The organism is Flavobacterium sp. J49, assembly GCF_011742145.1.
Lineage (GTDB): Bacteria > Bacteroidota > Bacteroidia > Flavobacteriales > Flavobacteriaceae > Flavobacterium.
Genome location: NZ_JAAQQU010000098.1, coordinates 1 through 25,809, shown reverse-complemented (window position 1 = coordinate 25,809; position 25,809 = coordinate 1). Strand labels below are relative to the sequence as shown.

At 37.7% G+C, this 25,809-nt stretch carries 21 protein-coding genes and 4 tRNA genes; 24 read left to right on the top strand and 1 reads right to left on the bottom strand.

Annotated elements, in window-relative coordinates:
- The first annotated feature begins 105 nt into the window (after positions 1-105).
- Together HA632_RS03220 and HA632_RS03215 are read left to right on the top strand one after the other, a co-directional pair.
- On the top strand, positions 106-2,079 hold the full coding sequence (locus HA632_RS03220) for a putative porin (protein WP_176305775.1): 1,974 nt from the start codon (positions 106-108) through the stop codon (positions 2,077-2,079).
- A 239-nt stretch (positions 2,080-2,318) separates the two neighbouring features.
- Positions 2,319-3,680, top strand: a complete 1,362-nt coding sequence (locus tag HA632_RS03215) for a pyridoxal-phosphate dependent enzyme (protein WP_176305774.1) — start codon at positions 2,319-2,321, stop codon at positions 3,678-3,680.
- 108 nt (positions 3,681-3,788) lie between these two features.
- Here HA632_RS03215 and HA632_RS03210 read toward each other — a convergent pair whose 3' ends face one another.
- The gene (locus HA632_RS03210) at positions 3,789-5,438 is read right to left on the bottom strand and encodes a GLPGLI family protein (protein ID WP_176305773.1); all 1,650 of its coding nucleotides are present in this window, start codon (positions 5,436-5,438) and stop codon (positions 3,789-3,791) included.
- A gap of 56 nt (positions 5,439-5,494) precedes the next feature.
- Here HA632_RS03210 and HA632_RS03205 point away from each other — a divergent pair, with 56 nt between their 5' ends.
- The 22 genes from HA632_RS03205 to HA632_RS03100 all read left to right on the top strand — a co-directional run.
- The gene (locus tag HA632_RS03205; RefSeq protein ID WP_176305772.1) at positions 5,495-6,763 is read left to right on the top strand and encodes a DUF2851 family protein; all 1,269 of its coding nucleotides are present in this window, start codon (positions 5,495-5,497) and stop codon (positions 6,761-6,763) included.
- Between the two features lie 4 nt (positions 6,764-6,767).
- The gene (locus HA632_RS03200; protein ID WP_176305771.1) at positions 6,768-6,995 is read left to right on the top strand and encodes a PspC domain-containing protein; all 228 of its coding nucleotides are present in this window, start codon (positions 6,768-6,770) and stop codon (positions 6,993-6,995) included.
- A 4-nt stretch (positions 6,996-6,999) separates the two neighbouring features.
- Complete coding sequence (locus HA632_RS03195; RefSeq protein WP_176305770.1) at positions 7,000-7,881, top strand: helix-hairpin-helix domain-containing protein; 882 nt, start codon at positions 7,000-7,002, stop codon at positions 7,879-7,881.
- Positions 7,882-7,912: 31 nt separating this feature from the next.
- Positions 7,913-9,085 carry an acyl-CoA dehydrogenase family protein gene (locus HA632_RS03190; protein WP_176305769.1) on the top strand — a complete coding sequence of 391 codons (1,173 nt, stop codon included), beginning with the start codon at positions 7,913-7,915 and terminating at the stop codon, positions 9,083-9,085.
- Between the two features lie 211 nt (positions 9,086-9,296).
- On the top strand, positions 9,297-9,491 hold the full coding sequence (rpsU, locus tag HA632_RS03185; RefSeq protein ID WP_176305768.1) for a 30S ribosomal protein S21: 195 nt from the start codon (positions 9,297-9,299) through the stop codon (positions 9,489-9,491).
- A 68-nt stretch (positions 9,492-9,559) separates the two neighbouring features.
- Positions 9,560-10,456: a tyrosine-type recombinase/integrase gene (locus tag HA632_RS03180; protein ID WP_176305767.1), complete on the top strand. Its 897-nt coding sequence runs from the start codon at positions 9,560-9,562 to the stop codon at positions 10,454-10,456.
- Between the two features lie 32 nt (positions 10,457-10,488).
- Positions 10,489-10,791: a ribosome-associated translation inhibitor RaiA gene (gene raiA, locus HA632_RS03175; RefSeq protein ID WP_176305766.1), complete on the top strand. Its 303-nt coding sequence runs from the start codon at positions 10,489-10,491 to the stop codon at positions 10,789-10,791.
- 91 nt (positions 10,792-10,882) lie between these two features.
- Positions 10,883-10,956, top strand: a tRNA-Thr gene (locus tag HA632_RS03170).
- Between the two features lie 27 nt (positions 10,957-10,983).
- Positions 10,984-11,065: transfer RNA gene (locus HA632_RS03165), tRNA-Tyr, on the top strand.
- 182 nt (positions 11,066-11,247) lie between these two features.
- Positions 11,248-11,319: transfer RNA gene (locus HA632_RS03160), tRNA-Thr, on the top strand.
- A gap of 55 nt (positions 11,320-11,374) precedes the next feature.
- Positions 11,375-12,562 carry an elongation factor Tu gene (gene tuf / locus HA632_RS03155; RefSeq protein WP_176305765.1) on the top strand — a complete coding sequence of 396 codons (1,188 nt, stop codon included), beginning with the start codon at positions 11,375-11,377 and terminating at the stop codon, positions 12,560-12,562.
- A gap of 62 nt (positions 12,563-12,624) precedes the next feature.
- Positions 12,625-12,695 (top strand) — tRNA-Trp (locus tag HA632_RS03150).
- An 18-nt stretch (positions 12,696-12,713) separates the two neighbouring features.
- Positions 12,714-12,911: a preprotein translocase subunit SecE gene (gene secE, locus HA632_RS03145; protein WP_176305764.1), complete on the top strand. Its 198-nt coding sequence runs from the start codon at positions 12,714-12,716 to the stop codon at positions 12,909-12,911.
- Positions 12,912-12,921: 10 nt separating this feature from the next.
- A complete protein-coding gene (nusG, locus tag HA632_RS03140; RefSeq protein ID WP_176305763.1) occupies positions 12,922-13,473 on the top strand; it encodes a transcription termination/antitermination protein NusG in 552 nt (183 codons plus the stop codon).
- 67 nt (positions 13,474-13,540) lie between these two features.
- Positions 13,541-13,987 (top strand): 50S ribosomal protein L11, encoded by a 447-nt coding sequence (gene rplK / locus HA632_RS03135; protein ID WP_171222210.1) that lies wholly within the window; start codon positions 13,541-13,543, stop codon positions 13,985-13,987.
- Between the two features lie 3 nt (positions 13,988-13,990).
- Entirely contained in the window at positions 13,991-14,680 is a 690-nt protein-coding gene (gene rplA / locus HA632_RS03130) for a 50S ribosomal protein L1 (RefSeq protein WP_176305762.1), read from the top strand.
- 23 nt (positions 14,681-14,703) lie between these two features.
- Entirely contained in the window at positions 14,704-15,204 is a 501-nt protein-coding gene (gene rplJ / locus HA632_RS03125) for a 50S ribosomal protein L10 (protein WP_171222212.1), read from the top strand.
- A 53-nt stretch (positions 15,205-15,257) separates the two neighbouring features.
- Positions 15,258-15,629 (top strand): 50S ribosomal protein L7/L12, encoded by a 372-nt coding sequence (gene rplL, locus HA632_RS03120; protein ID WP_171222213.1) that lies wholly within the window; start codon positions 15,258-15,260, stop codon positions 15,627-15,629.
- Between the two features lie 267 nt (positions 15,630-15,896).
- Positions 15,897-19,709, top strand: coding sequence for a DNA-directed RNA polymerase subunit beta (gene rpoB / locus HA632_RS03115; RefSeq protein ID WP_176305761.1), 3,813 nt, complete (start codon positions 15,897-15,899; stop codon positions 19,707-19,709).
- A gap of 80 nt (positions 19,710-19,789) precedes the next feature.
- On the top strand, positions 19,790-24,094 hold the full coding sequence (gene rpoC / locus HA632_RS03110; RefSeq protein WP_176305760.1) for a DNA-directed RNA polymerase subunit beta': 4,305 nt from the start codon (positions 19,790-19,792) through the stop codon (positions 24,092-24,094).
- Positions 24,095-24,212: 118 nt separating this feature from the next.
- Positions 24,213-24,524, top strand: a complete 312-nt coding sequence (locus tag HA632_RS03105) for a DUF3467 domain-containing protein (RefSeq protein ID WP_176305759.1) — start codon at positions 24,213-24,215, stop codon at positions 24,522-24,524.
- A gap of 404 nt (positions 24,525-24,928) precedes the next feature.
- Positions 24,929-25,809: hypothetical protein (locus HA632_RS03100; RefSeq protein ID WP_217902821.1), on the top strand; the 881-nt coding region annotated here is incomplete at its 3' end.

The window sequence follows — 25,809 nt, the reverse complement described above, 5'->3', positions numbered from 1 at the left end:
ACTTTACACTTTGTTTATAAATTAAACCATCCTGCACAACGGGATGGTTTTTTTATGATTTTATTACAAATTGTTTTGTGTATTTTTGTCCCGAAAATCATTCAGATGAGACATCTTTTAATTATACTTTTTTTGCTTTCAATACCAACTGTTTCTTCGCAAGTCAAAAGAAGCGAAAAGGTTAGTAAGCTTGATAAAAAATTCACACCCGGTCAAAGAAATGATACTAGGACTGATTCTGTTGACTCTAAAACAGTCAAGACAGCACCGCATGATTATTACAGAATCATAACGCTTCAAAAAGACACAACCTATGTCGACACGTCATTGACTATCAAAAAAGAATATGAATACAATTATCTTAGAAAAGATATTTTTGGATTATTGCCCTTTGCCAACGAAGGACAAACCTACACCGTACTTGATTACGGGTATAAGAAATTCTCTGCTTTCCCTGAAATAGGTTTTTCCGGTAAACATTTCAATTACATGAAACCGGATGATATAAGATATTATTCAGTAGCCACTCCTATTACTGAATTGTACTTTAAAACCGTTATGGAGCAAGGACAAACAGTCGATGCGTTAATTGCAGTTAATACTTCCGAACGATTCAATCTGTCGGTTGCCTTCAAAGGATTACGTTCACTTGGAAAATACATCAACCAATTGTCAAGCACCGGTAACTTCCGATTTACCTCAAGTTATAACACACTCAATAAAAGATATTACCTCAATCTGCATTTCACCGGTCAAGATTTTTTAAATGGTGAAAACGGAGGAATTACAACCTTGGAAGATTTTGAAGGCGAAGAAGCCGCTTTCCAAAACAGAGCCCGTTTGGAAGTCTATCTTAGGGATGCCAAAACCTTTATGAAAGGCAAAAGAATATTCTTTGACCACAATTTCAGAATTAATTCCAAAGCCGGAAACAACAATCTCTATTTGGCACACCAATTCAATTACGAAAACAAATTCTTCGAATACAACCAAAAAACGGTAATCTCTACAGTAGGCGAAGACGAAGAACAAGTCTATCGTTTTGGAGACGCATTCGTTTCTTCCGGAGTCAACGACAAAACCCGATACAACAGAATGTACAACAAAGTAGGCGCGGTTTATGAAAATGCACTACTCGGAAAATTCCAATTCTTTGCCGAAGACTTCCGATACAATTATTATTACAACCGCATTTTAATTTTGCCTTCAGGCCCGGTGCCAAGCTCCATCAATGACGAAATCAACACCGTAGGCGGCCAATATGAATACCGCAAAAATAAATGGAACGGAACTTTTCTGTACTCCAATTCCATATCGAATCAGTCGCTGTCCAATTTTGACGCCAAACTCAAATACCAACTCAACGATAAAAACGCTTTTTTGTTCCAATACCAAATGCTGAACAAAATTCCCGATCATACCTACAATCTGTACCAAAGCAGTTTTATAGCCTACAATTGGTACAATGATTTTAAAAACGAAAAAATAAACAACCTTGAAGTTACCGCCAAAACCCAATGGTTGGATGCTTCTGTCCAAGTGAGTTCGCTCAATGATTATCTGTATTTCAGCGATGATTCTACCAATGCACGACAACAATTGATTTCCCCAAAACAATACAACAAAACCATCAATTACCTGTCAGTAAAAGTCAGCCGAGAATTCAAATGGTGGAAATTGGCACTCGATAATACTGTTTTGTACCAACAAGTCGACCAAGAGGACGATATTCTTAATGTGCCGCAAATCGTAACTCGAAATACATTGTATTATACGGATTACTTCTTCAAAAAAGCCTTGTTCCTTCAAACCGGTTTCACGCTCAACTATTTCACAAAATACTATGCGAACGATTACAACCCCGTAACCGCAGAAGCTTTTGTACAAAATAGCCGAGAAATAGGTGAGTTTCCAATGGTCGATTTCTTTGTCAATGCCAGAATTCGCCAAACGAGAATCTTCTTCAAATTAGAACATTTCAATTCTAAAATGACCGGCAACACGTTCTACAATGCACCCAATTATCCTTACCGCGACTTTATGATTCGTTTCGGTTTGGTGTGGAATTTTTTCCAATAATTTTTGGGCGTGAAAACGCGCTGTCCACTATATCTTTTGCCTCGTTTTGCAAACGAGTCAAAAGGATGCCGTTCCCATCACGCACGCAAACGTTTTCGAATTAACGTCCCCCAAACTTGCAAACCTTCTTTTTATCAATATCTTTGTAAACTAAATTAAAAGCTCAGCTACTCAGACCCGAGCCATCTAATGGCGAACGGAATGAAATTAAACTCAGCCACTCAGCGACTTAAAAAAAAATGAACTACGCAGAAAATATATTAGGCACTATCGGTAACACACCGCTTGTAAAACTAAACAAAGTCATAGAAGGAATTGATGCCTTGGTTTTGGCCAAAGTAGAAACCTTTAATCCGGGCAATTCTACCAAAGACCGAATGGCCCTAAAAATGGTAGAAGACGCCGAAGCCGACGGAAGATTAAAACCCGGTGGAACCATCATCGAAGGAACATCCGGAAATACCGGTATGGGTTTGGCCTTAGCCGCCATCGTAAAAGGATACAAGTGTATCTTCGTCATCACCGACAAACAATCCAAAGAAAAAATGGATATACTAAGAGCCGTTGGAGCCAAAGTTATTGTATGTCCAACTGATGTAGAACCAACCGATCCGCGTTCGTACTATTCTGTTTCCAAAAGATTAAGCACCGAAATTCCGAATTCTTGGTACGTAAACCAATACGATAATCCAAGCAATGCCTTAGCCCATTACCAACAAACCGGACCTGAAATTTGGGAGCAAACTGATGGTAAAGTAACCCATTTTGTAGTTGGAGTCGGAACAGGTGGAACCATTTCAGGAATTGGAAAATATTTAAAAGAAAAAAACCCCAATATCAAAGTTTGGGGAATTGACACTTATGGCTCGGTTTTTAAAAAATACCACGAAACCGGAATCTTTGACGAAAACGAAATCTATTCTTATATCACCGAAGGAATCGGAGAAGATATTTTACCCCAAAATGTTGACTTTTCTGTTATAGACGGTTTTACCAAAGTAACCGATAAAGATGCCGCAGTTTATACCAGAAAAATAGCTTTAGAAGAAGGGATTTTTGTGGGGAATTCAGCCGGAGCTTGTGTCAAAGGATTGCACCAGTTAAAAGAGCATTTCACTAAAGACGATGTGGTCGTAGTATTATTCCACGACAGCGGAAGCCGTTACGTAGGGAAAATGTTCAACGATGACTGGATGCGTGAAAGAGGTTTCTTAGACGAAGACATTACCAAAGCAGAAGACGTCATCAAAGACCATAAAGATAAACCATTGGTAATTGTGCGTACCGAAGAATTAGTATCACACGCCATAGAACGTTTGAAAAAATACAACATTTCTCAAATCCCGGTAATCGATACCACAGGGTTTGTAGGAAGCATAGACGAAACCGATTTGTTCAGAAGCTACGTAGAAGACAAAAATATAGCCGAAAAGCCAATCCGCGAAATTATGGGTAAACCTTACCCGATTGTAAGTGCCAACGCACCAATTGAGGAAATTTCCAAACTCATCAACAAAGACAATCAAGCAGTCTTGGTGGATTTAGGAAATGGAAAACACCATATTATTACGAAACACGATATTATCAGTTCGATAAAATAGGACGGAGCGTTAATAAAATGTCCAGTGGATATTTTTAGCGAACGGGCCAGACGGCGTGGTGGCAAAAGGGATAAGGGATTAGGAAGTTCTTATCCCTTTTTCCTTTAATTATTCCCCAATCAATACCCCCGAGATATTCCAAGCACTAAAACTACCACCTTCGGGTAAACCTTGCGGGATTTTAATTTGTATTGTATGCACTCCGGCTTCCAAATCGCCTAAGTCGATAAAGATAGGGTTGGTTACCGTTCCCGGACACCAATTCGATCGGCTGTAATCCGAAGAAGACAACCCATTCGGGAAATTCCCTGAGGCCGGATTGGACAATCGGTACGAACCACAATCTTGTCGCCAAGGCGTAAAACTGAAAGTCTCTTTTCCGTTTAAGTAAATCGAATTCTTTTTGGGCACAAATTCATCACCGTTTTCCCAACCGCCGTGACCTGTAGTGATATAGCGAAGTTTGCAGTTTTTCATGGGTTTGTCCAAGGTGAAAGGCACTTCTAATCCTTTGTCATTATTGAACATTGTTCCATATTCCTGACCGGCCATTTCCATGATGTTATTGGTACAAAACAAAGGCACAATTTGCGTTGGTTTAGCTTTACTTTCTTCTTCAGTATGAATGGTAATATTGGCTGAAACTTTATGGCCGCCTTTGTCATAATTGCCAATGTTAATGCCGAGCCAAACTTCTTTGCCACTCAACAAACTTCTCAAATCGGAAACTTCTTGACGGTAGAGCACGCTTTCGGCCCAAGTTTTATTTTTCAACTCTAAATAATTGTATTGTTTGACCCCGAAAGGGGTAAAAAAGCGCATCAATTCCACAACCGGATAATAGTTTTCTGTGGTTACAACACCTTGGTATTCTTTGCCGTTGCCATTCGTGTAAATCGGTAATGTTTTGGCGCCATTTTGCAAGCCATTCAAAAAAGACAGTTCTTTGTCGGTCGGAATCATAAAAAATGAACCGGTTCGATCATATGCATCGCCATTGGATTGCTCAGTAATGTCTACAAAAATTTGGCTTCCATTTTTGATCTCGGGAAATTTTACTTTTCGCACGGCTATCGTTCCATTGGCAAAACGTAAAATAGAATCATTCGACTTAGAGGCATCAGAAAAATTAATGATTTGGTCTTTAAAAACAGTAATCGTAGTGAATCGGCTTTTCCACAGTAAATCTTTATAAGTCAAAATGTCAACCAACTTCTTGGGTAACGCCATCGCGGGGAATGATTTTATTTTTTCCACTTTAGTGGCTGCAATCACAAAGTTGCCGTTGCGCACCATTTCAAGAACCAAACCTAAATTCTGACCCAAAACAGTTGGTGCGCCTTTGATTTTTAATTCGTCCGTATACCAAAATTCTATGGTATTAGAATTCACAATGGTTTTTGCTTTTTTACAACTGTAGCCTAAAATTTTCTTAGTGTCATTCAAATATTCGAAATTCTGCTTCGCTAAGGAAAGACTGTCCTTCATAGCAATAACCTCCGAAGATTTTAAAGTTGCTGTTTGGTAAAAAGAGTTGTTACTTCTGTCAATTTGCGTTTGTTCAAACGGGGATGTTGCTTTTTGATTGGAGATGTTTTCTGTGCTTAGCAAAGTCTTATCGACACTGGCAAAAACCCAAATGGGATCTTGACCTTCAATCAAACTACCGTTGGAACTTTTCAGGTAAGTAATTTTATAGTTTTGAGCAAAGCTATTTCCTGAGATGGACAACAAAATAGCAAAAAGTAATTTTTTCATTACAAAATATTTTTATTGTAAAAGTAATTTTCTTACTTTAGTTAAAAATTAGTACCGTGAAAGAAGATTTTCTTCATTATGTCTGGCAATATAAGAAGTTTGACTTTTCCAACCTAACGACGGTTGCAGGAGATGAGCTAACCATTCTTAATTCCGGTCAATATTTGAGGCAATCCGGTCCCGATTTTTTTAATGCACAAATTATTATTGGTAACCAAAAATGGGCAGGCAATGTCGAAATACATTTGAAGTCTTCGGATTGGTATTTGCACCAACATGAAAATGATCCTCATTATGATAATGTAATCCTGCATGTGGTTTGGGAACACGATACACCGATTTTCAGAAAAGACAATTCGGAGATTCCGACTTTAGCATTAAAATCTTATGTGGATGATCATATTTTAAAACAATATTTGTCCCTGGCGACGCCAAAATCTTGGATTTATTGTGAAAGCCAAATTGAGGCCGTGGAAGCGTTTGTTTTTAAAAATTGGCAAGAGCGATTGTTTTTTGAACGGTTGGAACGAAAAGCCATTCCGATTGAGGAACTTTTACAGGAAACAGACAATGATTGGGAAGCGGTTTTGTTTTATATGTTGGCCAAAAATTTCGGACTCAATACCAATGGTGAAATTTTTTTAAAAATGGCGAAGTCGATTCCGTTTTCGATAATTAGAAAAGAATCTTTTGAAGTCGAGAATTTGGAAGCTTTGTTATTTGGCAAACTCGATTTGTTGCCTATGGACGCCGAAGATTTTTACGGCAAGGATCTGCAAAATCGGTCTACTTATATCACGCAAAAATACCGATTGAAGAAAACATTTATCGAACCGGTACAGTTTTTCAAGCATCGTCCGGATAACTTTCCGACGATTCGATTGGCGCAATTGGCTATGTTGTACCACAAGCGACAAAATTTGTTTTCCAAAATTGTAACCACACATTCGTTAGCCGATTTTTATAAACTCTTTGACGTAGGCGTTTCTTCCTATTGGGAAACACATTACCAATTTGAGAAAGAAAGCCCGAAAAAGAAAAAACAATGCACCAAATCTTTTATCGATTTGTTGGTGATTAATACGATAGTGCCGTTTCAATTTGCTTACGCCAAAAGTCAAGGCAAAGAAATTTCTGAATCGCTTTTACAGTTAATGGAAACTATAGCGCCTGAAAAGAATATTATCATTGAAAAGTTTTCTAATTTTGGCATACACTCAAAGAGTGCGTTTGAAAGCCAATCGCTGTTGCAATTAAAAAACAATTATTGCAATCACGGGAAATGTTTGCAATGCGCCCTCGGAATCCAACTTTTAAAACAGTAAGACAATGTCACCGGTAATCCAATTAAAATACTTTTTCGAAAAACACGGTTTTCACGTTTCGTCTCGCTTGGCAGACAAACTGGGAATGCGGGCTTCGAATGTGCGTTTGTTTTTTATTTATATCACTTTTGTCACCGCCGGATTGTGGTTTGGGGTGTATTTGACTTTGGCATTTTGGCTCAAACTAAAAGATTTAATTAGAGGGAAAAGGACTTCAGTGTTTGATTTATGATGTTATGACAAATGATAATTCCATATTGCAATCGATTTTAAGTTATTCGAAAAGCCAACGAATTGGAATTATACTGCTGTTTTTAATTATAGTGATTTGTCAAGGTTTCTATCTTTTTAACGATTTCAAGACAGTCAATCCTTCTCCTCAAGAGCAAGACAGATGGTTGGCCCATCAAAGTTTAATTGATAGTTTCAAACTTCGGGACAAAAATTACAAACCTTCGATTTATCCTTTCAATCCCAATTTTATTACCGATTTTAAAGGATACAAACTCGGTATGTCTGTAGCGGAAATCGACCGATTGTTAGCGTATCGGAAACAAAATAAATTTGTCAATTCGGCCGAGGAGTTTCAAGCGGTGACTAAGATTTCGGATTCTTTGTTAATAACAATGTCACCCTATTTCAAGTTTCCTGATTGGGTTAAGAACAAAAAGGAATACAAATCAACTTATACCAAAGCGGACTTTCCTAAAGTTGAAAAAATAACAATTTTAGACATTAACGAAGCTTCGAAAGAAGATCTGATGAAGATTTACGGTATCGGGGACAAGATTTCGGACCGAATTTTGGAGCAAAAAGACAAGCTTGGTGCTTTTGTTTCCATGGAGCAAATGAATGATGTTTGGGGTTTGTCACCCGAAGTGATAGAAAAACTAAACCTACATTTTGAAGTAAAATCAACATCTAAAATCAAAAAAGTTAGCATTAACAATGCTACGGTCAAAGACTTGGCTCAATTTCCTTTTTTCAGATATCCCTTGGCCAAAGAAATAGTCATTTACCGCAGTATGCACGGCGATATACAAATTGAGGATTTGTCAAAAATTAAAGGATTTCCTGTTGATAAAATAAAAATAATTGCCTTATATTTGGAATTCTAAAAAAATAGCCTAAAAAAGTAGCCTTATTTATATGAATTCAACATATTTTACAGAAGAACATGAATTGTTCAGAAAGAGTTTGCAAGATTTTTTGCAGAAAGAAGTAGTATCGCATATTGAAAAATGGGAAAAAACCGGTACAATTGAACGCTTTATTTGGAAAAAGTTTGGCGACATGGGCTTTTTCGGATTAGTTTATCCTGAGGCTTACGGCGGATTGAATTTGGATTTGTTTTACACTGTAGTTTTTTTAGAAGAACTTCAAAAGATAAAATCTTCCGGTTTTGCTGCGGCGATGTGGGCGCATGCTTATTTAGCCATGACGCATTTAAATGCTGAAGGGGATGAAAGAATAAAACAGGATTACTTGGCGCCTAGTATTGCGGGCGATAAAATAGGTGCTTTGTGTTTGACCGAACCTTTTGGCGGAAGCGATGTTGCCGGCATGCGAACCACAGCGGTAAAAAAAGGGGATAAGTATGTTATCAATGGTTCTAAAACCTTTATAACCAACGGTGTTTATGCCGATTATTATGTGGTAGCAGCAAAGACAAGTCCGGAGCTCGGGAATAAAGGAATCAGTATGTTTTTGATGGATACCAATTTAAAAGGAATTACGGCAACCAAGTTAGATAAACTGGGTTGGAGAGCATCTGATACCGCTGAGATTTCCTTTGATAATGTTGAAATTCCCTTGGAAAATTTAATGGGAGAAGAGGGAAAAGGGTTTCCTTACATCATGCAGCATTTTGCCTTAGAGCGATTAATTATGGCTATCAACGCCCATGCCAGAGCCGAATATGCGATTGAATATACCATTGAATATATGTCACAACGAGAAGCATTCGGGAAAACGATAAACAAGTTTCAAGCTTTGCGCCATACTATGGTAGACCATGTTACCGAAGTAGAACATTGTAAGTTATTTAATTATGCTGCTGTAGCTAGGCTAAATCAAGGAGAATACGTGGTTAAAGAAGCCACTATGGCCAAACTAAAGTCTACTAAAGTAGCCGATGAAGCTATTTACAGTTGCCTACAAATGTTAGGAGGTTACGGCTATATGGAAGAATATCCTTTGGCGCGTTTGTTAAGAGACAGCCGTTTAGGACCGATAGGTGGTGGAACTTCAGAAATTCTCAGAGAGATTTTGTCTAAAATGATTATTGATAAACAAAGCTATCAGCCGGCAGTAAAGAAATAAAGGTAAGAGACATAAAGAACAAGGGATAAGTTGTTTTAATAGTCGATTTGTCCCTTTTACTGTATACTGCGTTAGCGATGGGAGCAAGTACCGTGTACTGCGGACAGCGCGGCCCAACGGGAACGCCCGGAAAATATTTTACAATTCATAAGTTATAATTCAAAAATTATATTACTTTTGCACCCACTAAATGAGAGGAGGTGTCCAAATTATGTTGATTATACCAATTAAAGACGGAGAAAACATTGATAGAGCATTAAAGCGCTACAAGAGAAAATTCGATAAAACCGGAACTGTAAGACAACTTAGAGCGCGTCAGGCGTTTACTAAGCCATCTGTAGTGAGAAGAGCGCAAATTCAAAAAGCTGCTTATATCCAAAACATGAGAGACAATCTAGAAGGATAGTTAAATTCCTTATAAGATATTACCGCTGATGATTAAAGTTTCCTAACTTTGAAGTCGGCGGTTTTTTTATGGAAAATTTTAAAAATAAGTTTCAGGATTATCTGTTGTTGGAGAAAAAATATTCTTTGCATACAGTGACTGCTTATATTAATGACATTGGTTTTTTTGAATCGTTTTTATCCGATACTTTTGATGATGATAATTTAATCAGGGTAAATTACAGTCAAATCCGCGCATGGATAGTTTCGCTTTCTGATGACGGGATTTCCAATTCCTCCATCAACCGAAAAATTTCTTCCTTAAAGTCTTTTTACAAGTTTTTGCTCAAAACGAAACAAATCGAAATGAGTCCGCTTTTGAAGCACAAAGCTTTAAAAGCTCCCAAGAAATTACAAATTCCCTTTTCTGAAAAAGAGTTGGATTTGGTTTTGAATCAAATCACTTACACCGATGATTTTGACGGTATTCGAGATAAGCTTATAGTTGATTTGTTTTACACCACCGGCATTCGTAGAACGGAGTTAATTAATTTGAAACTGCAAAACATTGATTTGTCAGCCGGCACCATTAAGGTTTTAGGGAAAAGAAATAAGGAAAGGATTATACCGATTTTGCCTATTGTTGAAAGTCAAATAAAATTATATATTTCAGAAAGGTCACGTTTACAAAGGATTGTAGATGAAGAGTATTTTTTTCTATTGTTAAAAGGCGTTAAATTGAACGATTCGTTTGTTTATCGTCTAATTAATTATTACTTTAGTAATGTCTCAGAGAAGGTTAAAAAAAGTCCGCATATATTAAGACACACATTCGCGACTCATCTTCTAAACAATGGGGCAGATATTAATTCGGTTAAAGAATTATTAGGACATTCAAGTTTGGCCTCTACCCAAGTCTACACTCACAGCAGTTTAGCGGAACTAAAAAAAGTTTACGGTAGTGCTCATCCGAGAAACAAAAAATAGTTCTACAATGTTTAATCAAAAAAAATTTAATTATGAAGGTAAATGTTCATGCAGTAAATTTCACTGTCGACAGAAAGCTGGTTGATTTCATCAATGAAAGATTAGGTAAACTTGAAAAATTCTACGACAAAGTGGTTTCGTCAGATGTTTTTTTAAAGGTTGATAACACTAGTGAGAAAGAAAATAAAATGGTAGAAGTAAAAATTCACGTTCCTGGTGATGATTTTATGGTAAAGAAACAATGTAAAACATTTGAGGAAGCAGTGGAGTTATCATCAGAATCTTTAGAAAGATTATTGGTAAAAAGAAAGGAAAAAATCAGAACGCATATATAAGATAAATTTTTTTCTAAAAATGTTTTGATTAAAAGATAAAATCCATACATTTGCAGTCCGTTAGAAATAGCGGACTTTTTTTATTGTTAATGCCAGCGTAGCTCAGTTGGCTAGAGCAGCTGATTTGTAATCAGCAGGTCGTGGGTTCGAGTCCCTCCGCCGGCTCAATTTTAGGCATACATAAGAAAAGTTGGGGAGATACTCAAGCGGCCAACGAGGGCGGACTGTAAATCCGCTGATTACATCTTCGCAGGTTCGAATCCTGCTCTCCCCACAAGATTTAAATAGGGATTTATCCTAAAGTTTACTTTCGAGTAAATTCAGATTTAAAGCTTGGATAAGGCAACGCCTTATCAGGATCATCAACTGAAAGTTGATAATCCAAACTAATTGGAATTTAGAAATGTGAATTTGGGTTTTCTGAATTCTAAGGTCTAACTTCTGGACTAGGCAAAAGCCGACTTAGCTCAGGGGTAGAGTGCTTCCTTGGTAAGGAAGAGGTCACGGGTTCAATTCCCGTAGTTGGCTCAAAATTGTAAAATTTGAACACTAATATATAAACTAAGATTAAAAATTAAGTAAAATGGCAAAAGAAAATTTTAACCGTAACAAGCCCCACTTAAACATTGGAACAATTGGGCACGTTGACCACGGAAAAACAACTTTAACTGCAGCGATCACAAAAGTATTGTCTGATGCAGGTTACTGTCAAGCGAAATCATTTGATCAAATTGATAACGCTCCGGAAGAAAAAGAAAGAGGTATTACTATTAATACTTCACACGTTGAGTACGAAACTGCTAACCGTCACTACGCACACGTTGACTGTCCAGGTCACGCGGATTACGTGAAAAACATGGTTACTGGTGCTGCTCAAATGGACGGTGCTATTTTAGTAGTTGCTGCAACAGACGGACCAATGCCACAAACACGTGAGCACATCCTTTTAGGTCGTCAGGTTGGTATTCCAAGAATCGTTGTATTCATGAACAAAGTGGATATGGTTGATGATGCGGAATTATTAGAATTAGTAGAAATGGAAATCAGAGACTTATTGTCTTTCTACGAATATGATGGAGATAATGGTCCTGTAGTTCAAGGTTCAGCTCTAGGAGGATTGAATAATGATCCTGCTTGGGTACCAAAAATCATCGAATTGATGGAAGCTGTTGACAACTGGATTGAAGAGCCGGTACGTGACGTTGCTAAACCATTCTTGATGCCGGTTGAAGACGTATTTACAATTACAGGTCGTGGAACTGTTGCTACAGGTCGTATCGAAACTGGAGTTGCTAATACTGGAGATCCAGTTGAAATCATTGGTATGGGAGCTGATAAATTGACTTCTACAATTACTGGAGTTGAGATGTTCCGTAAAATCCTTGACAGAGGGGAAGCTGGAGATAACGTTGGATTACTTTTAAGAGGTATCGATAAAGCTGATATCAAAAGAGGTATGGTTATCTGTAAACCAGGTTCAGTAAAACCACACGCTAAATTTAAAGCTGAGGTTTATATCTTGAAAAAAGAAGAAGGTGGTCGTCACACGCCATTCCATAATAACTACCGTCCACAGTTCTACGTACGTACAACTGACGTAACAGGAGTTATTTCTTTACCAGCTGGTGTAGAGATGGTAATGCCAGGTGATAACTTGACTATCGAAGTTAACTTATTAAGTCCAATTGCATTAAACGTAGGTTTACGTTTCGCTATCCGTGAAGGTGGTAGAACAGTTGGTGCCGGACAGGTTACTGAAATTTTAGACTAATTATCTGATTAAATATATTACCAGCAGAGAGCCTTTTGGTTGCTCTGCTGGTTTTTAATGAAACGGGCGTAGTTCAAGGGTAGAATAGCGGTCTCCAAAACCGTTGATGGGGGTTCGAATCCCTCCGCCCGTGCAAAAAAAATAATTTACAATGACAAAAATTGTTAACTATATATCAGAAGCATTTGAAGAGTTGAAAACAAATGTTACTTGGCCGGAATGGGCTGAGGTTCAAAAGTTCACTATCATAGTGGCTGTATTTTCAATTGTTTTTGCTTTGGCAACTTGGGGTGTTGATGAAGCTTGTGCAAAAGTTATTGCCGGTTTCTTTAATTGGTTAAAACCTTAATAATTCTGAAATGGCTGATATTAATGTAAAAAAATGGTATGTCGTTAGGGCTGTTAGCGGGCAAGAAAATAAAGTGAAAGCTTATATCGAAACCGAAATCAACAGACTGGGCATGGCAGATTATATCTCTCAAGTACTGGTTCCAACGGAAAAAGTGGTTCAAGTAAGAGACGGAAAAAAAATAGCTAAGGATAAAGTATATTTTCCTGGTTATGTCATGATTGAAGCTAATTTGGTTGGTGAAATTCCACACATCATTAAATCGATTACAGGAGTAATTGGTTTCTTGGGTGAAGTTAAAGGTGGAGATCCTGTGCCGTTAAGATTGTCTGAAGTAAACAGAATGCTCGGAAAAGTGGATGAGTTGGCAGTTAACACTGATACCCAAAACATTCCTTTCAATATAGGAGAAACAATTAAGGTTATTGATGGTCCTTTTAATGGGTTCAACGGAACTATTGACAAAATCAATGAAGAAAAGCGTAAGCTGGAAGTGATGGTGAAAATTTTCGGAAGAAAAACACCATTGGAATTAAGCTTTATGCAAGTTGAAAAAGTATAATTTTTGTTACATATATATTATAACCGCATCAATCGCTTCCAATTGAGAGATGTAAAATTTTTAAGAAATGGCTAAAGAAATTAGTAAAGTAGTTAAACTACAAGTTAAGGGAGGTGCTGCGAACCCGTCGCCACCGGTTGGACCTGCTTTGGGAGCTGCTGGAGTTAACATCATGGAGTTCTGTAAGCAGTTCAATGCCAGAACCCAAGATCAACCCGGCAAAGTGTTACCGGTACAAATTACCGTGTACAAAGACAAATCGTTTGATTTTGTCGTGAAAACTCCACCTGCTGCAATTCAATTATTGGATGCTGCTAAATTAAAATCTGGTTCTGGAGAGCCTAATCGTCGTAAAGTGGGTAGCGTAAGCTGGGACCAAATCAAAACGATTGCCGAAGACAAGATGCCTGATTTAAATGCATTCACTATCGAATCTGCTATGAGCATGGTTGCTGGAACAGCTAGATCAATGGGATTAACTGTAACTGGAGATTCTCCGCTAAAACAAGCGTAAGACATGGCAAAATTGACAAAAAAACAAAAAGAGGCTGCTTCAAAAATTGAGAAAAACAAATTGTATTCATTAAAAGACGCTTCGTCTTTATTGAAGAATGTTGCTTCTGCAAAATTTGATGAGTCTGTAGACATTGCTGTTCGTTTAGGAGTAGATCCAAGAAAAGCAAATCAAATGGTAAGAGGTGTTGTAACACTACCTCACGGAACCGGTAAAGATACTAAAGTATTGGCTTTAGTAACCCCGGATAAAGAAGCTGAAGCAAAAGCTGCTGGTGCTGATTACGTAGGTTTAGACGATTACCTTCAAAAAATTAAAGATGGTTGGACAGATGTTGATGTTATCATCACTATGCCTGCTATCATGGGTAAATTAGGTCCGTTAGGACGTGTATTAGGTCCAAGAGGTTTAATGCCAAACCCAAAAACTGGAACAGTTACTATGGAAATTGGTAAAGCTGTTGCTGAAGTAAAAGCGGGTAAAATCGACTTTAAAGTAGATAAAACTGGAATCGTTCACGCCGGTATCGGAAGAATTTCTTTCGAAGCGGATAAGATTGTAGACAACGCTCACGAGATCATTCAAACATTACTTAAATTAAAACCAACTGCAGCAAAAGGTACTTACATCAAGTCAATCCACTTGTCAAGTACTATGAGTCCTGCTATCGCTTTAGATCCTAAAGCTGTATAATTGGTAGTTAAACAAATTTTATTATGACAAGAGAAGAAAAATCAATCGCGATAGAAGATTTAACTGCAAAGTTGGCTGAAAGTAATATTGTATATATTGCTGACACCTCTGGGTTAGATGCAGAAACTACTTCAAACTTAAGAAGAGCTTGTTTCAAAGCAGGTATCAAATTAGAAGTAGTAAAAAACACTTTGCTTGAAAAAGCAATGGAAGCTTCCGCAAATGATTACGGTGATTTAGCTTCTGTATTAAAAGGAAACTCTTCCATTTTTATTGCAGATATCGCTAATGCTCCGGCAAAAATCATTAAAGATTTTAGAAAGAAATCAGACAAACCTGTTTTCAAAGGTGCTTACATTAACCAAGAAATCTACATTGGAGATAACTTGTTAGACAGCTTAGCATCACTTAAATCTAAAGAAGAAGTTATTGGAGAAATCATCGGATTACTTCAATCTCCTGCGCAACGTATTATTTCAGCGTTATTGAACAATGCTGAACAAAAAGGCGAAGCAGCAGAATAATTAGAGCAGACTAAAAAAATAATAATTAAAGAACATTTTAAACGATAGAAAAAATGGCAGATTTGAAACAATTCGCAGAACAATTAGTTAACCTAACAGTAAAAGAAGTTAACGATTTAGCTACAATATTAAAAGATGAGTATGGTATCGAGCCAGCTGCTGCAGCAGTAGTAGTTGCTGCTGGTGGTGGTGATGCCGGAGCTGCTGAAGAGCAAACAGAATTCACAGTAGTATTGAAAGATGCTGGTGCTTCTAAATTAGCAGTAGTAAAAGCTGTTAAAGAATTAACAGGTTTAGGTCTTAAAGAAGCAAAAGACATCGTTGATGGTGCTCCTGCAAACATCAAAGAAGGAGTTTCTAAAGCAGAAGCTGAAGGTTTGAAAAAATCTTTAGAAGAAGCTGGAGCTGTTGTTGAGTTAAAATAATCCAACACCGGTTTTAGAACTAGGTTTAGGCCTTGGACGAAGCGTCCAAGGGCCTAAACCATTTTTCGTATAATAAAATTATATCCAGTTTTATTATCACAATAAGTTTAAAATACGAAAAAGCTTTTAATCAATACGAAGAAAAAAACGAACTAATTTTCCTGGTTCATTTTTAAAGAGGTATTGGTTATCAAAAGGAAAGTATAGATTAAACAGTGTTTTTACACACAACAAATTACTTTTTTTAAATCAAAATTTTGTCCATTGATGATAACAAATCAGACTGAAAGATTGAATTTTGCCTCTACTAAAAACATACCTCAATATCCGGATTTCCTGGATGTTCAGGTAAAATCTTTTAAAGATTTTTTCCAATTGGAAACCAAATCTGACGAAAGAGGCAACGAAGGGTTGTACAACACCTTCATGGAAAACTTTCCAATTACTGATACAAGAAACCAATTTGTATTGGAGTTCCTAGATTATTTTGTTGACCCACCGCGTTACACCATTCAAGAGTGTATCGAAAGAGGTTTAACATATAGTGTGCCTTTAAAAGCCAGACTAAAACTTTACTGTACTGATCCGGAACACGAAGACTTTGAAACAATTGTTCAAGATGTTTATCTCGGAACAATTCCATACATGACACCAAGCGGAACTTTCGTTATCAATGGTGCTGAACGCGTGGTAGTTTCTCAGTTACACCGTTCACCTGGTGTTTTCTTTGGTCAGTCTTTCCATGCTAATGGTACCAAGTTGTATTCTGCTAGAGTTATTCCTTTCAAAGGTTCGTGGATTGAATTTGCTACCGATATCAATAGCGTAATGTATGCTTATATCGATAGAAAGAAAAAATTACCGGTGACTACTCTTTTCCGTGCTATCGGATTCGAAAGAGATAAGGACATCCTTGAAATATTTGACCTTGCAGAAGAAATCAAAGTTTCAAAAACCGGTCTTAAGAAATACGTAGGAAGAAGACTTGCCGCGAGAGTATTGAATACTTGGCATGAAGATTTCGTTGACGAGGATACTGGTGAAGTAGTATCTATCGAACGTAACGAAATTATCTTGGATCGTGATACCATTATCGACAAAGATAATGTGGAAGAAATCATCGATTCTAACGTAAAATCTATTTTGTTACACAAGGAAGATGCCAATCAAGGAGATTATGCCATCATCCACAATACGTTACAAAAAGACCCAACAAACTCAGAAAAAGAAGCTGTTGAGCACATTTACCGTCAGTTGCGTAATGCAGAACCGCCTGATGAAGAAACTGCTCGTGGCATCATCGATAAATTATTCTTCTCTGACCAACGTTATAACTTAGGTGAAGTGGGTCGTTACAGAATGAACAAAAAATTGAACCTTGATATCCCAATGGAAAAGCAAGTCTTGACCAAAGAAGATATCATCACTATCGTGAAATATTTGATCGAGTTAATCAACTCTAAAGCAGAGATTGATGATATTGATCACTTATCAAACCGTCGTGTACGTACAGTTGGTGAGCAATTGTCTCAACAATTTGGGGTAGGTTTAGCCCGTATGGCACGTACCATCCGCGAGAGAATGAACGTTAGAGATAACGAGGTGTTTACACCAATCGATTTGATCAATGCTAAAACATTGTCATCGGTAATCAACTCTTTCTTTGGTACAAACCAGTTATCTCAATTCATGGACCAAACGAATCCATTGGCTGAGATTACACACAAAAGAAGATTATCTGCCCTTGGACCAGGTGGACTTTCGAGAGAAAGAGCCGGTTTCGAGGTACGTGACGTTCACTATACGCACTACGGAAGATTGTGTCCGATTGAAACGCCTGAGGGACCAAACATCGGTTTGATTTCATCATTAGGTGTTTATGCGAAAGTAAACGGAATGGGATTCATCGAAACACCTTACCGTAAAGTAACTAACGGAACAGTTGATTTAACTTCTGAACCAATTTACTTAAGCGCAGAAGAAGAAGAAGGTAAAATGATTGCTCAGGCTAACATCGAAATGGATGCCAAAGGAAAAATTACTGCCGATAAAGTTATTGCCCGTGAAGAAGGTGATTTCCCGGTAGTTGATCCAAACGAAATCCATTATACTGACGTTGCGCCTAACCAAATCGCCTCGATTTCAGCTTCATTGATTCCTTTCTTGGAGCATGATGATGCGAACCGTGCGTTGATGGGCTCCAACATGATGCGTCAGGCTGTACCATTGTTACGTCCTGAAGCACCAATCGTAGGAACAGGTTTAGAGCGTCAAGTGGCGTCTGACTCAAGAGTATTAATCAATGCGGAAGGAAACGGTACTGTTGAGTACGTTGATGCCAACATGATTACTATCAAATACGACAGAACAGAAGAGGAAAGAATGGTAAGTTTTGACCCGGATGAGAAATCGTATAACTTGATCAAATTCAGAAAAACGAATCAAAGTACGTCTATCAACTTGAAACCAATCGTAAGAAAAGGTGACAGAGTGAAATTAGGACAAGTGCTATGTGAAGGATACGCGACACAAAACGGAGAATTAGCATTAGGAAGAAACCTTAAAGTAGCATTTATGCCATGGAAAGGATACAATTTCGAGGATGCGATTGTAATCTCTGAAAAAGTAGTTCGTGACGATATCTTCACCTCTATCCACGTGGATGATTATTCATTGGAAGTTAGAGATACGAAATTAGGAAACGAAGAGTTAACTAATGACATTCCTAACGTTTCTGAAGAAGCTACCAAAGACTTGGATGAAAACGGAATGATCAGAATCGGAGCAGAGGTAAAACCTGGTGACATTCTAATCGGAAAAATTACACCAAAAGGGGAATCAGATCCTACACCGGAAGAGAAATTGCTTCGTGCCATCTTCGGGGACAAAGCAGGAGATGTAAAAGATGCTTCGTTAAAAGCTTCTCCATCATTACACGGTGTGGTTTTAGATAAAAAATTATTCGCGAGAGCGGTAAAAGATAAAAAGAAACGTACCAAAGATAAAGACGATTTGACGTCTTTGGAAATGGAATTCGAAACCAAATTTGTGGAATTGAAAGACAAATTGGTAGATAAATTATTCAACATTGTAAACGGAAAAACATCGCAAGGTGTGATGAACGATTTAGGAGAAGAAGTTTTGCCAAAAGGTAAAAAATACACTCAGAAAATGTTACATGCCGTTGAAGATTTCGCTCACTTGACTAAAGGCCAATGGGTTGCCGATGAAGAAACTAACCATTTGGTTAACGACTTAATCCACAACTACAAAATCAAATTAAACGATTTACAAGGTGCCTTAAGAAGAGAGAAATTTACCATTACTGTTGGAGACGAATTACCAGCCGGTATCTTGAAATTGGCGAAAGTATATATCGCTAAGAAACGTAAATTGAAAGTGGGTGATAAAATGGCAGGACGTCACGGAAACAAAGGTATTGTGGCTCGTATCGTTCGTCATGAAGACATGCCGTTCTTAGAAGACGGAACTCCGGTAGATATCGTATTGAATCCACTAGGTGTACCTTCTCGTATGAACATTGGTCAGATTTATGAAACGGTATTGGGTTGGGCCGGAATGAACTTGGGTAGAAAATTTGCTACACCAATTTTTGACGGAGCAACATTAGACCAAATCAATGAATTGACTGACGAAGCAGGTATCCCAAGATTCGGTCATACTTATTTGTATGACGGAGGAACTGGAGAGCGTTTCCACCAGGCAGCAACAGTTGGAGTTATCTATATGTTGAAACTAGGTCATATGGTTGACGATAAAATGCACGCACGTTCTATAGGTCCATACTCGTTGATTACGCAACAACCATTGGGTGGTAAAGCCCAGTTTGGAGGTCAGCGTTTCGGAGAAATGGAGGTTTGGGCACTTGAAGCTTATGGAGCCTCAAGCACGCTTAGAGAAATTTTGACTGTTAAATCGGATGACGTAATCGGTAGAGCTAAAACTTACGAAGCCATCGTTAAGGGAGAAACTATGCCGGAGCCGGGACTACCAGAATCATTCAATGTATTAATGCATGAATTGAAAGGTCTTGGATTAGACATCAGATTAGAAGAATAAAAATAGTTGGCAGTGGCAGTGTTCGGATACACTATCTGAACACTGAACACTGAATACTGAACACTTTAAATGTTACGACTATGATGAATAGAAATAAAGATACTAAAAATACTATCAAAAGATTTGACAGAATTTCGATAGGACTAGCTTCTCCGGAATCTATCTTGGCTGAGTCAAGAGGTGAGGTTTTGAAGCCGGAAACTATCAACTATAGAACCCACAAACCGGAACGTGACGGTCTTTTCTGTGAGCGTATCTTCGGACCTGTAAAGGATTTCGAATGTGCCTGTGGTAAATACAAAAGAATCCGTTATAAAGGAATCGTTTGTGACCGTTGTGGTGTAGAAGTTACCGAGAAAAAAGTACGTAGAGACAGAGTAGGACACATCAATTTAGTAGTGCCAATTGCTCACATCTGGTACTTCCGCTCGTTACCAAACAAAATTGGCTATATCCTTGGATTACCATCTAAGAAATTAGACATGATTATTTACTACGAAAGATACGTAGTAATCCAAGCCGGTATTGCTCAAAATGCCGATGGTGAATCATTACAAAGATTAGACTTTTTGACCGAAGAAGAATATCTGAACATTTTAGATACGCTTCCAATGGAAAACCAATATTTAGATGACAACGATCCTAATAAATTCATCGCCAAAATGGGTGCTGAATGTATCATGGATTTATTGGCACGCACCGACTTAAATGAGTTGTCTTACAGCTTACGTCACGCGGCTAATAACGAAACGTCTAAACAAAGAAAAACGGAAGCGTTAAAAAGATTACAAGTAGTTGAGTCTTTCCGTGAGTCAAACCTAAACAGAGAAAACCGTCCGGAATGGATGATTTTAAAAGTAATTCCGGTGATACCGCCAGAATTGCGTCCGTTGGTGCCACTTGATGGAGGTCGTTTTGCTACTTCCGATTTGAACGATTTGTACAGAAGAGTAATCATCCGTAACAACCGTTTGAAAAGATTGATGGAGATCAAAGCTCCGGAAGTAATCTTAAGAAACGAAAAACGTATGTTGCAAGAATCAGTAGATTCATTATTTGACAACACACGTAAAGCTTCTGCAGTAAAAACAGAATCAAACAGGCCATTAAAATCACTTTCTGATTCATTGAAAGGTAAACAAGGGCGTTTCCGTCAAAACTTATTAGGAAAACGTGTGGATTATTCTGCTCGTTCGGTAATTGTTGTTGGACCGGAAATGAAATTGTTCGAATGTGGTTTGCCAAAAGATATGGCGGCTGAACTATACAAACCATTCGTTATTCGTAAGTTAATCGAAAGAGGAATTGTTAAAACGGTGAAGTCGGCTAAGAAAATAATCGACAAAAAAGAGCCGGTAGTATGGGATATCCTTGAAAACGTAATCAAAGGTCACCCGGTATTACTAAACCGTGCTCCTACGTTACACCGTTTGGGTATTCAAGCTTTCCAACCTAAATTAATTGAAGGAAAAGCAATCCAGTTACACCCGTTAGTATGTACGGCGTTCAACGCGGATTTTGATGGTGACCAGATGGCGGTTCACTTACCGTTAGGTCCGGAAGCTATTTTGGAAGCCCAATTGTTAATGTTGGCTTCTCACAATATCTTGAATCCTGCGAATGGTGCTCCGATTACGGTTCCATCTCAAGACATGGTTTTAGGTCTTTATTATATGACCAAAGAAAGATTGTCTACTCCGGAAATGACTATTTTAGGTCAAGATTTGACTTTCTATTCTGCCGAAGAGTGTAACATCGCTTTGAATGAAGGAAGAGTGGAGTTGAATGCTAGAGTGAAAATCAGAGCGAAAGACTTTAATGAAAACGGAGAATTAGTTTATAAAATTATCCAAACTACTGCCGGTAGAGTATTATTTAATGAAGTAGTACCTCAAGCAGCTGGTTATATCAATGAAGTATTGACTAAAAAATCTTTGCGTGATATTATTGGAAAAATCCTTGCAGTAACTGATGTTCCTACAACGGCAGCGTTCCTTGATAACATGAAAGATATGGGATACAAATTCGCTTTCAAAGGTGGTTTGTCATTCTCATTAGGTGATATTAGAATTCCGGAGCAAAAAAATAAATTGATTGCTGACGCAAGAGAGCAAGTAGATGTAATTTCTACCAACTATAACATGGGTCTTATTACCAATAACGAACGTTACAACCAAGTTATTGATATCTGGACTTCAGCGAATGCACAATTGACGGAATTAGCGATGAAAAATATCCGTGAAGACCAACAAGGTTTCAACTCGGTATATATGATGCTTGATTCCGGAGCTCGTGGATCTAAAGAACAAATTCGTCAGTTAACCGGTATGCGTGGTTTGATGGCTAAGCCTAAAAAATCAACTGCTGGTGGTGGTGAAATTATTGAAAACCCAATTCTTTCTAACTTTAAGGAAGGTCTTTCGATCCTTGAGTACTTTATCTCTACTCACGGTGCTCGTAAAGGTTTGGCGGATACCGCTTTGAAAACAGCAGATGCCGGTTACTTGACTCGTCGTTTACATGATGTATCTCAAGACGTAATCGTAAACTCTGTAGATTGTGGTACTTTAAGAGGAATTGAAGTTTCGGCTTTAAAGAAAAATGAGGAAATCGTTGAAACATTAGGAGAGAGAATCTTAGGACGTGTTGCGTTACAAGATGTAATCAATCCATTAAACAATGAAATTTTAGTTCACTCCGGTGAGCAAATTACCGAAGCCATTGTTAAAGCGATTGAAGAATCTCCATTGGAAAAAGTTGATGTGCGTTCGCCTTTAACTTGTGAAGCTAAAAAAGGTATTTGTGCTAAATGTTACGGACGTAACTTGGCTACCGGAAAAATGACTCAAAAAGGGGAAGCAGTCGGAGTTATCGCTGCCCAATCGATTGGAGAGCCGGGAACACAGTTAACACTTCGTACCTTCCACGTTGGTGGGGTTGCAGGAGGTGTTTCTGAAGAATCAAGCATCATCGCAAGATTTGGAGGAAAACTGGAAATCGAAGATTTGAAAACAGTGGTTGGTGAAGATGCTGATGGAAACAAAGTTGACATTGTGGTTTCACGTTCAACTGAATTGAAATTGGTTGATGTTAAAACAGGCATCTTATTAAGCACACACAATATTCCTTATGGTTCTGTAATCAGTGTTAAAGATGGTGATACCGTTGAAAAAGGTGCTATTATCTGTAAATGGGATCCATATAACGGAGTTATCGTTTCTGAGTTTACCGGAAAAATTGCTTACGAAGATTTAGAACAAGGACAATCATTCCAGGTTGAAATCGATGAGCAAACCGGATTCCAGGAAAAAGTAATTTCTGAAGGAAGAAATAAAAAATTAATCCCTACCTTATTGGTTTACGGTAAAGACGGAGAATTAATCCGTTCTTACAATTTACCGGTTGGAGCTCACCTTATGGTTGAAGACGGAGAGAAAATTAAAGCAGGTAAAATCTTGGTGAAAATTCCTCGTCGTTCTTCTAAAGCTGGTGATATCACCGGAGGTTTACCAAGAATTACCGAGTTGTTAGAAGCTCGTAATCCTTCAAACCCAGCGGTAGTTTCTGAAATTGATGGTGTAGTTTCATTTGGTAAAATCAAAAGAGGTAACCGTGAAATTATTATCGAATCTAAATTTGGTGAGGTTAAGAAATACTTAGTGAAATTATCAAGTCAAATCTTGGTTCAAGAAAATGACTTCGTAAAAGCTGGGGTGCCATTGTCAGACGGAGCTATTACACCGGATGATATCTTAAGAATTCAAGGACCATCGGCTGTTCAACAGTATTTGGTGAATGAAATTCAAGAGGTTTACCGTTTGCAAGGGGTAAAAATCAATGACAAGCACTTTGAAGTAGTTATTCGTCAAATGATGCGTAAAGTACAAGTGCAAGATCCGGGAGATACCTTATTCTTAGAAGAGCAATTAATTCATACGGCTGACTTTATCGAAGAAAACGATAAATTATACGGAATGAAAGTGGTAGAAGATGCAGGAGACTCTGCGGTGTTAAAACCGGGTCAAATCGTTTCTCCACGTGAACTAAGAGATGAGAATTCATTATTGAAACGTAATGATAAAAATCAGGTTGTAGCTCGTGATGTAATTACTGCTACTGCTACTCCGGTACTTCAAGGTATCACAAGAGCATCGTTACAAACGAAATCATTCATCTCGGCGGCATCGTTCCAAGAGACTACCAAGGTATTAAACGAAGCAGCAGTTGCTGGTAAAGTAGATACTTTAGAAGGTCTTAAAGAAAATGTTATCGTAGGTCACAGAATTCCTGCGGGAACCGGTATGAGAGATTATGATCACACCATTGTAGGTTCGAAAGACGATTACAATGAAATCATGGCTAATAAAGAAGAATACATCTATTAATAGCAATATTAATAGTTAAATTAAACAAAAGCCACTACTTTAAATACTAAATTAGTGGCTTTTTAATATTGTTATGAGTAGCAAAATTTAATATCTAATATCAAAAATTTAATATCAAATGAGTGATAATAATCAACAACAAGGTCAAATCAATATTGAGTTGGATGAAAAGACAGCAGAAGGGATTTATTCTAATTTGGCCATTATCAACCATTCAGCTTCTGAATTTGTAGTTGACTTTGTAACCATTATGCCGGGCGTGCCAAAAGCAAAAGTAAAATCGAGAATTGTGTTAACACCGCAACATGCTAAAAGATTTCTGAAGGCATTAGGAGAAAACATCCACCGATATGAATTGGCCAACGGTGAAATTAAAGATACCGAACAACCACCGATTCCTCTCAATTTCGGTCCTACCGGTCAAGCTTAAAAAAATATCATTATAATAAAAAACCTCTCAAGAAAATGGGAGGTTTTTTTTATGGTCTAATAAGAGCTTGAATTTTATCACTTTTATTTTAACAAAATCTGATTTTTAATTGTAAATATATTTCTTTGAAAAAGAAGAAATAAAAATACTACATTTAATGTTAAAACTATCATTACAACGATTAAAAATGCATATAATCGATATTTATTGCATTTTATCGTCTATTTTTTGCCTGCTATAAAAACCGTAAAACGATTTTTTATGACTTTTCGACGGAATAAAAATGTTATTGGGCTAATTTATACAAAATGGATTACATTACATTTTACATTTGTCTTATAACACGCTTATCCCAAATCTATTATTAACTATTAAAACCTATTATTTTAAAAAAAACTAAAATCATGGAAAATCAAAAACTTAAAAAAATTAAATACCTTATTTGTATTTTGTTCATTGGTTTACTTGCGCATTCTCAGCCAGTTTGGCAATCTTCCACTACTGCCATAGGTAGTTCCTCTAGTGCATCGATAAATGTCCCAAGTGGTACCGTTGCGGGAGATTTATTGGTGGTTGGTGTAATGTTTGAGTCTGGTGATGGTACTACTATAACTGTTCCTGCAGGATGGACTTTAATTAGGAGAAGTAATCAGTCCAGTAATGTGGGTATGGCAACTTATTTTAGAATAGCTGGTTCATCAGAGCCTGCCACATACACATGGGGCTTAGGGTGGAAGAAGTGGTCTATTGGAATGAGTAGAATAACCGGAGCATCTCCTATCATCTCAGTCTCTGCCGATGCATTAGGTAGTAGCTCTTCTACTAGTGTAGTGGCACCTGCGATTACTACTACCACTGCTAATAATCTAATCTTAACATTTTATTGTAATAAAAAACCCGCAACTTATACTATTGCGGTTTCTGGCACTACAGAACGTTATGATGCGCCAAATACTGCTGGAGGAGTTCCTTCAAACATGATGGCTTCTTATGTTCATGCTCCGATAGGTAATACAGGCACAAGAACTGCTACTGCATCACAAGCTGAGACATGGGTAGCTCAAACAGTTGCAATATGTCTTTCAAACACACCAGGGACGCCATCTTCAAATCCGACATTATGTGTTAATACCTTATTATCTCCAATTACAAGAACAACAACAGGTGCCACAGGAATAGGAACCCCTACCGGATTACCAGCTGGAGTAACTGCCGCTTTTGCAAATAATACCATTACCATAAGTGGTACCCCAACAGCATCAGGGGTTTTTAATTATAGCATTCC

What these genes read in the sequence shown, in the direction of transcription:
- HA632_RS03220 (WP_176305775.1), top strand. Translation starts at nt 106, where the DNA reads ATGAGACATCTTTTAATTATACTTTTTTTGCTTTCAATACCAACTGTT.
- HA632_RS03215 (WP_176305774.1), top strand. Translation starts at nt 2,319, where the DNA reads ATGAACTACGCAGAAAATATATTAGGCACTATCGGTAACACACCGCTT.
- HA632_RS03210 (WP_176305773.1), bottom strand. Translation starts at nt 5,438, where the DNA reads ATGAAAAAATTACTTTTTGCTATTTTGTTGTCCATCTCAGGAAATAGC.
- HA632_RS03200 (WP_176305771.1), top strand. Translation starts at nt 6,768, where the DNA reads ATGTCACCGGTAATCCAATTAAAATACTTTTTCGAAAAACACGGTTTT.
- HA632_RS03195 (WP_176305770.1), top strand. Translation starts at nt 7,000, where the DNA reads ATGACAAATGATAATTCCATATTGCAATCGATTTTAAGTTATTCGAAA.
- HA632_RS03190 (WP_176305769.1), top strand. Translation starts at nt 7,913, where the DNA reads ATGAATTCAACATATTTTACAGAAGAACATGAATTGTTCAGAAAGAGT.
- rpsU (WP_176305768.1), top strand. Translation starts at nt 9,297, where the DNA reads ATGTTGATTATACCAATTAAAGACGGAGAAAACATTGATAGAGCATTA.
- HA632_RS03180 (WP_176305767.1), top strand. Translation starts at nt 9,560, where the DNA reads ATGGAAAATTTTAAAAATAAGTTTCAGGATTATCTGTTGTTGGAGAAA.
- raiA (WP_176305766.1), top strand. Translation starts at nt 10,489, where the DNA reads ATGAAGGTAAATGTTCATGCAGTAAATTTCACTGTCGACAGAAAGCTG.
- tuf (WP_176305765.1), top strand. Translation starts at nt 11,375, where the DNA reads ATGGCAAAAGAAAATTTTAACCGTAACAAGCCCCACTTAAACATTGGA.
- secE (WP_176305764.1), top strand. Translation starts at nt 12,714, where the DNA reads ATGACAAAAATTGTTAACTATATATCAGAAGCATTTGAAGAGTTGAAA.
- nusG (WP_176305763.1), top strand. Translation starts at nt 12,922, where the DNA reads ATGGCTGATATTAATGTAAAAAAATGGTATGTCGTTAGGGCTGTTAGC.
- rplK (WP_171222210.1), top strand. Translation starts at nt 13,541, where the DNA reads ATGGCTAAAGAAATTAGTAAAGTAGTTAAACTACAAGTTAAGGGAGGT.
- rplA (WP_176305762.1), top strand. Translation starts at nt 13,991, where the DNA reads ATGGCAAAATTGACAAAAAAACAAAAAGAGGCTGCTTCAAAAATTGAG.
- rplJ (WP_171222212.1), top strand. Translation starts at nt 14,704, where the DNA reads ATGACAAGAGAAGAAAAATCAATCGCGATAGAAGATTTAACTGCAAAG.
- rplL (WP_171222213.1), top strand. Translation starts at nt 15,258, where the DNA reads ATGGCAGATTTGAAACAATTCGCAGAACAATTAGTTAACCTAACAGTA.
- rpoB (WP_176305761.1), top strand. Translation starts at nt 15,897, where the DNA reads ATGATAACAAATCAGACTGAAAGATTGAATTTTGCCTCTACTAAAAAC.
- rpoC (WP_176305760.1), top strand. Translation starts at nt 19,790, where the DNA reads ATGATGAATAGAAATAAAGATACTAAAAATACTATCAAAAGATTTGAC.
- HA632_RS03105 (WP_176305759.1), top strand. Translation starts at nt 24,213, where the DNA reads ATGAGTGATAATAATCAACAACAAGGTCAAATCAATATTGAGTTGGAT.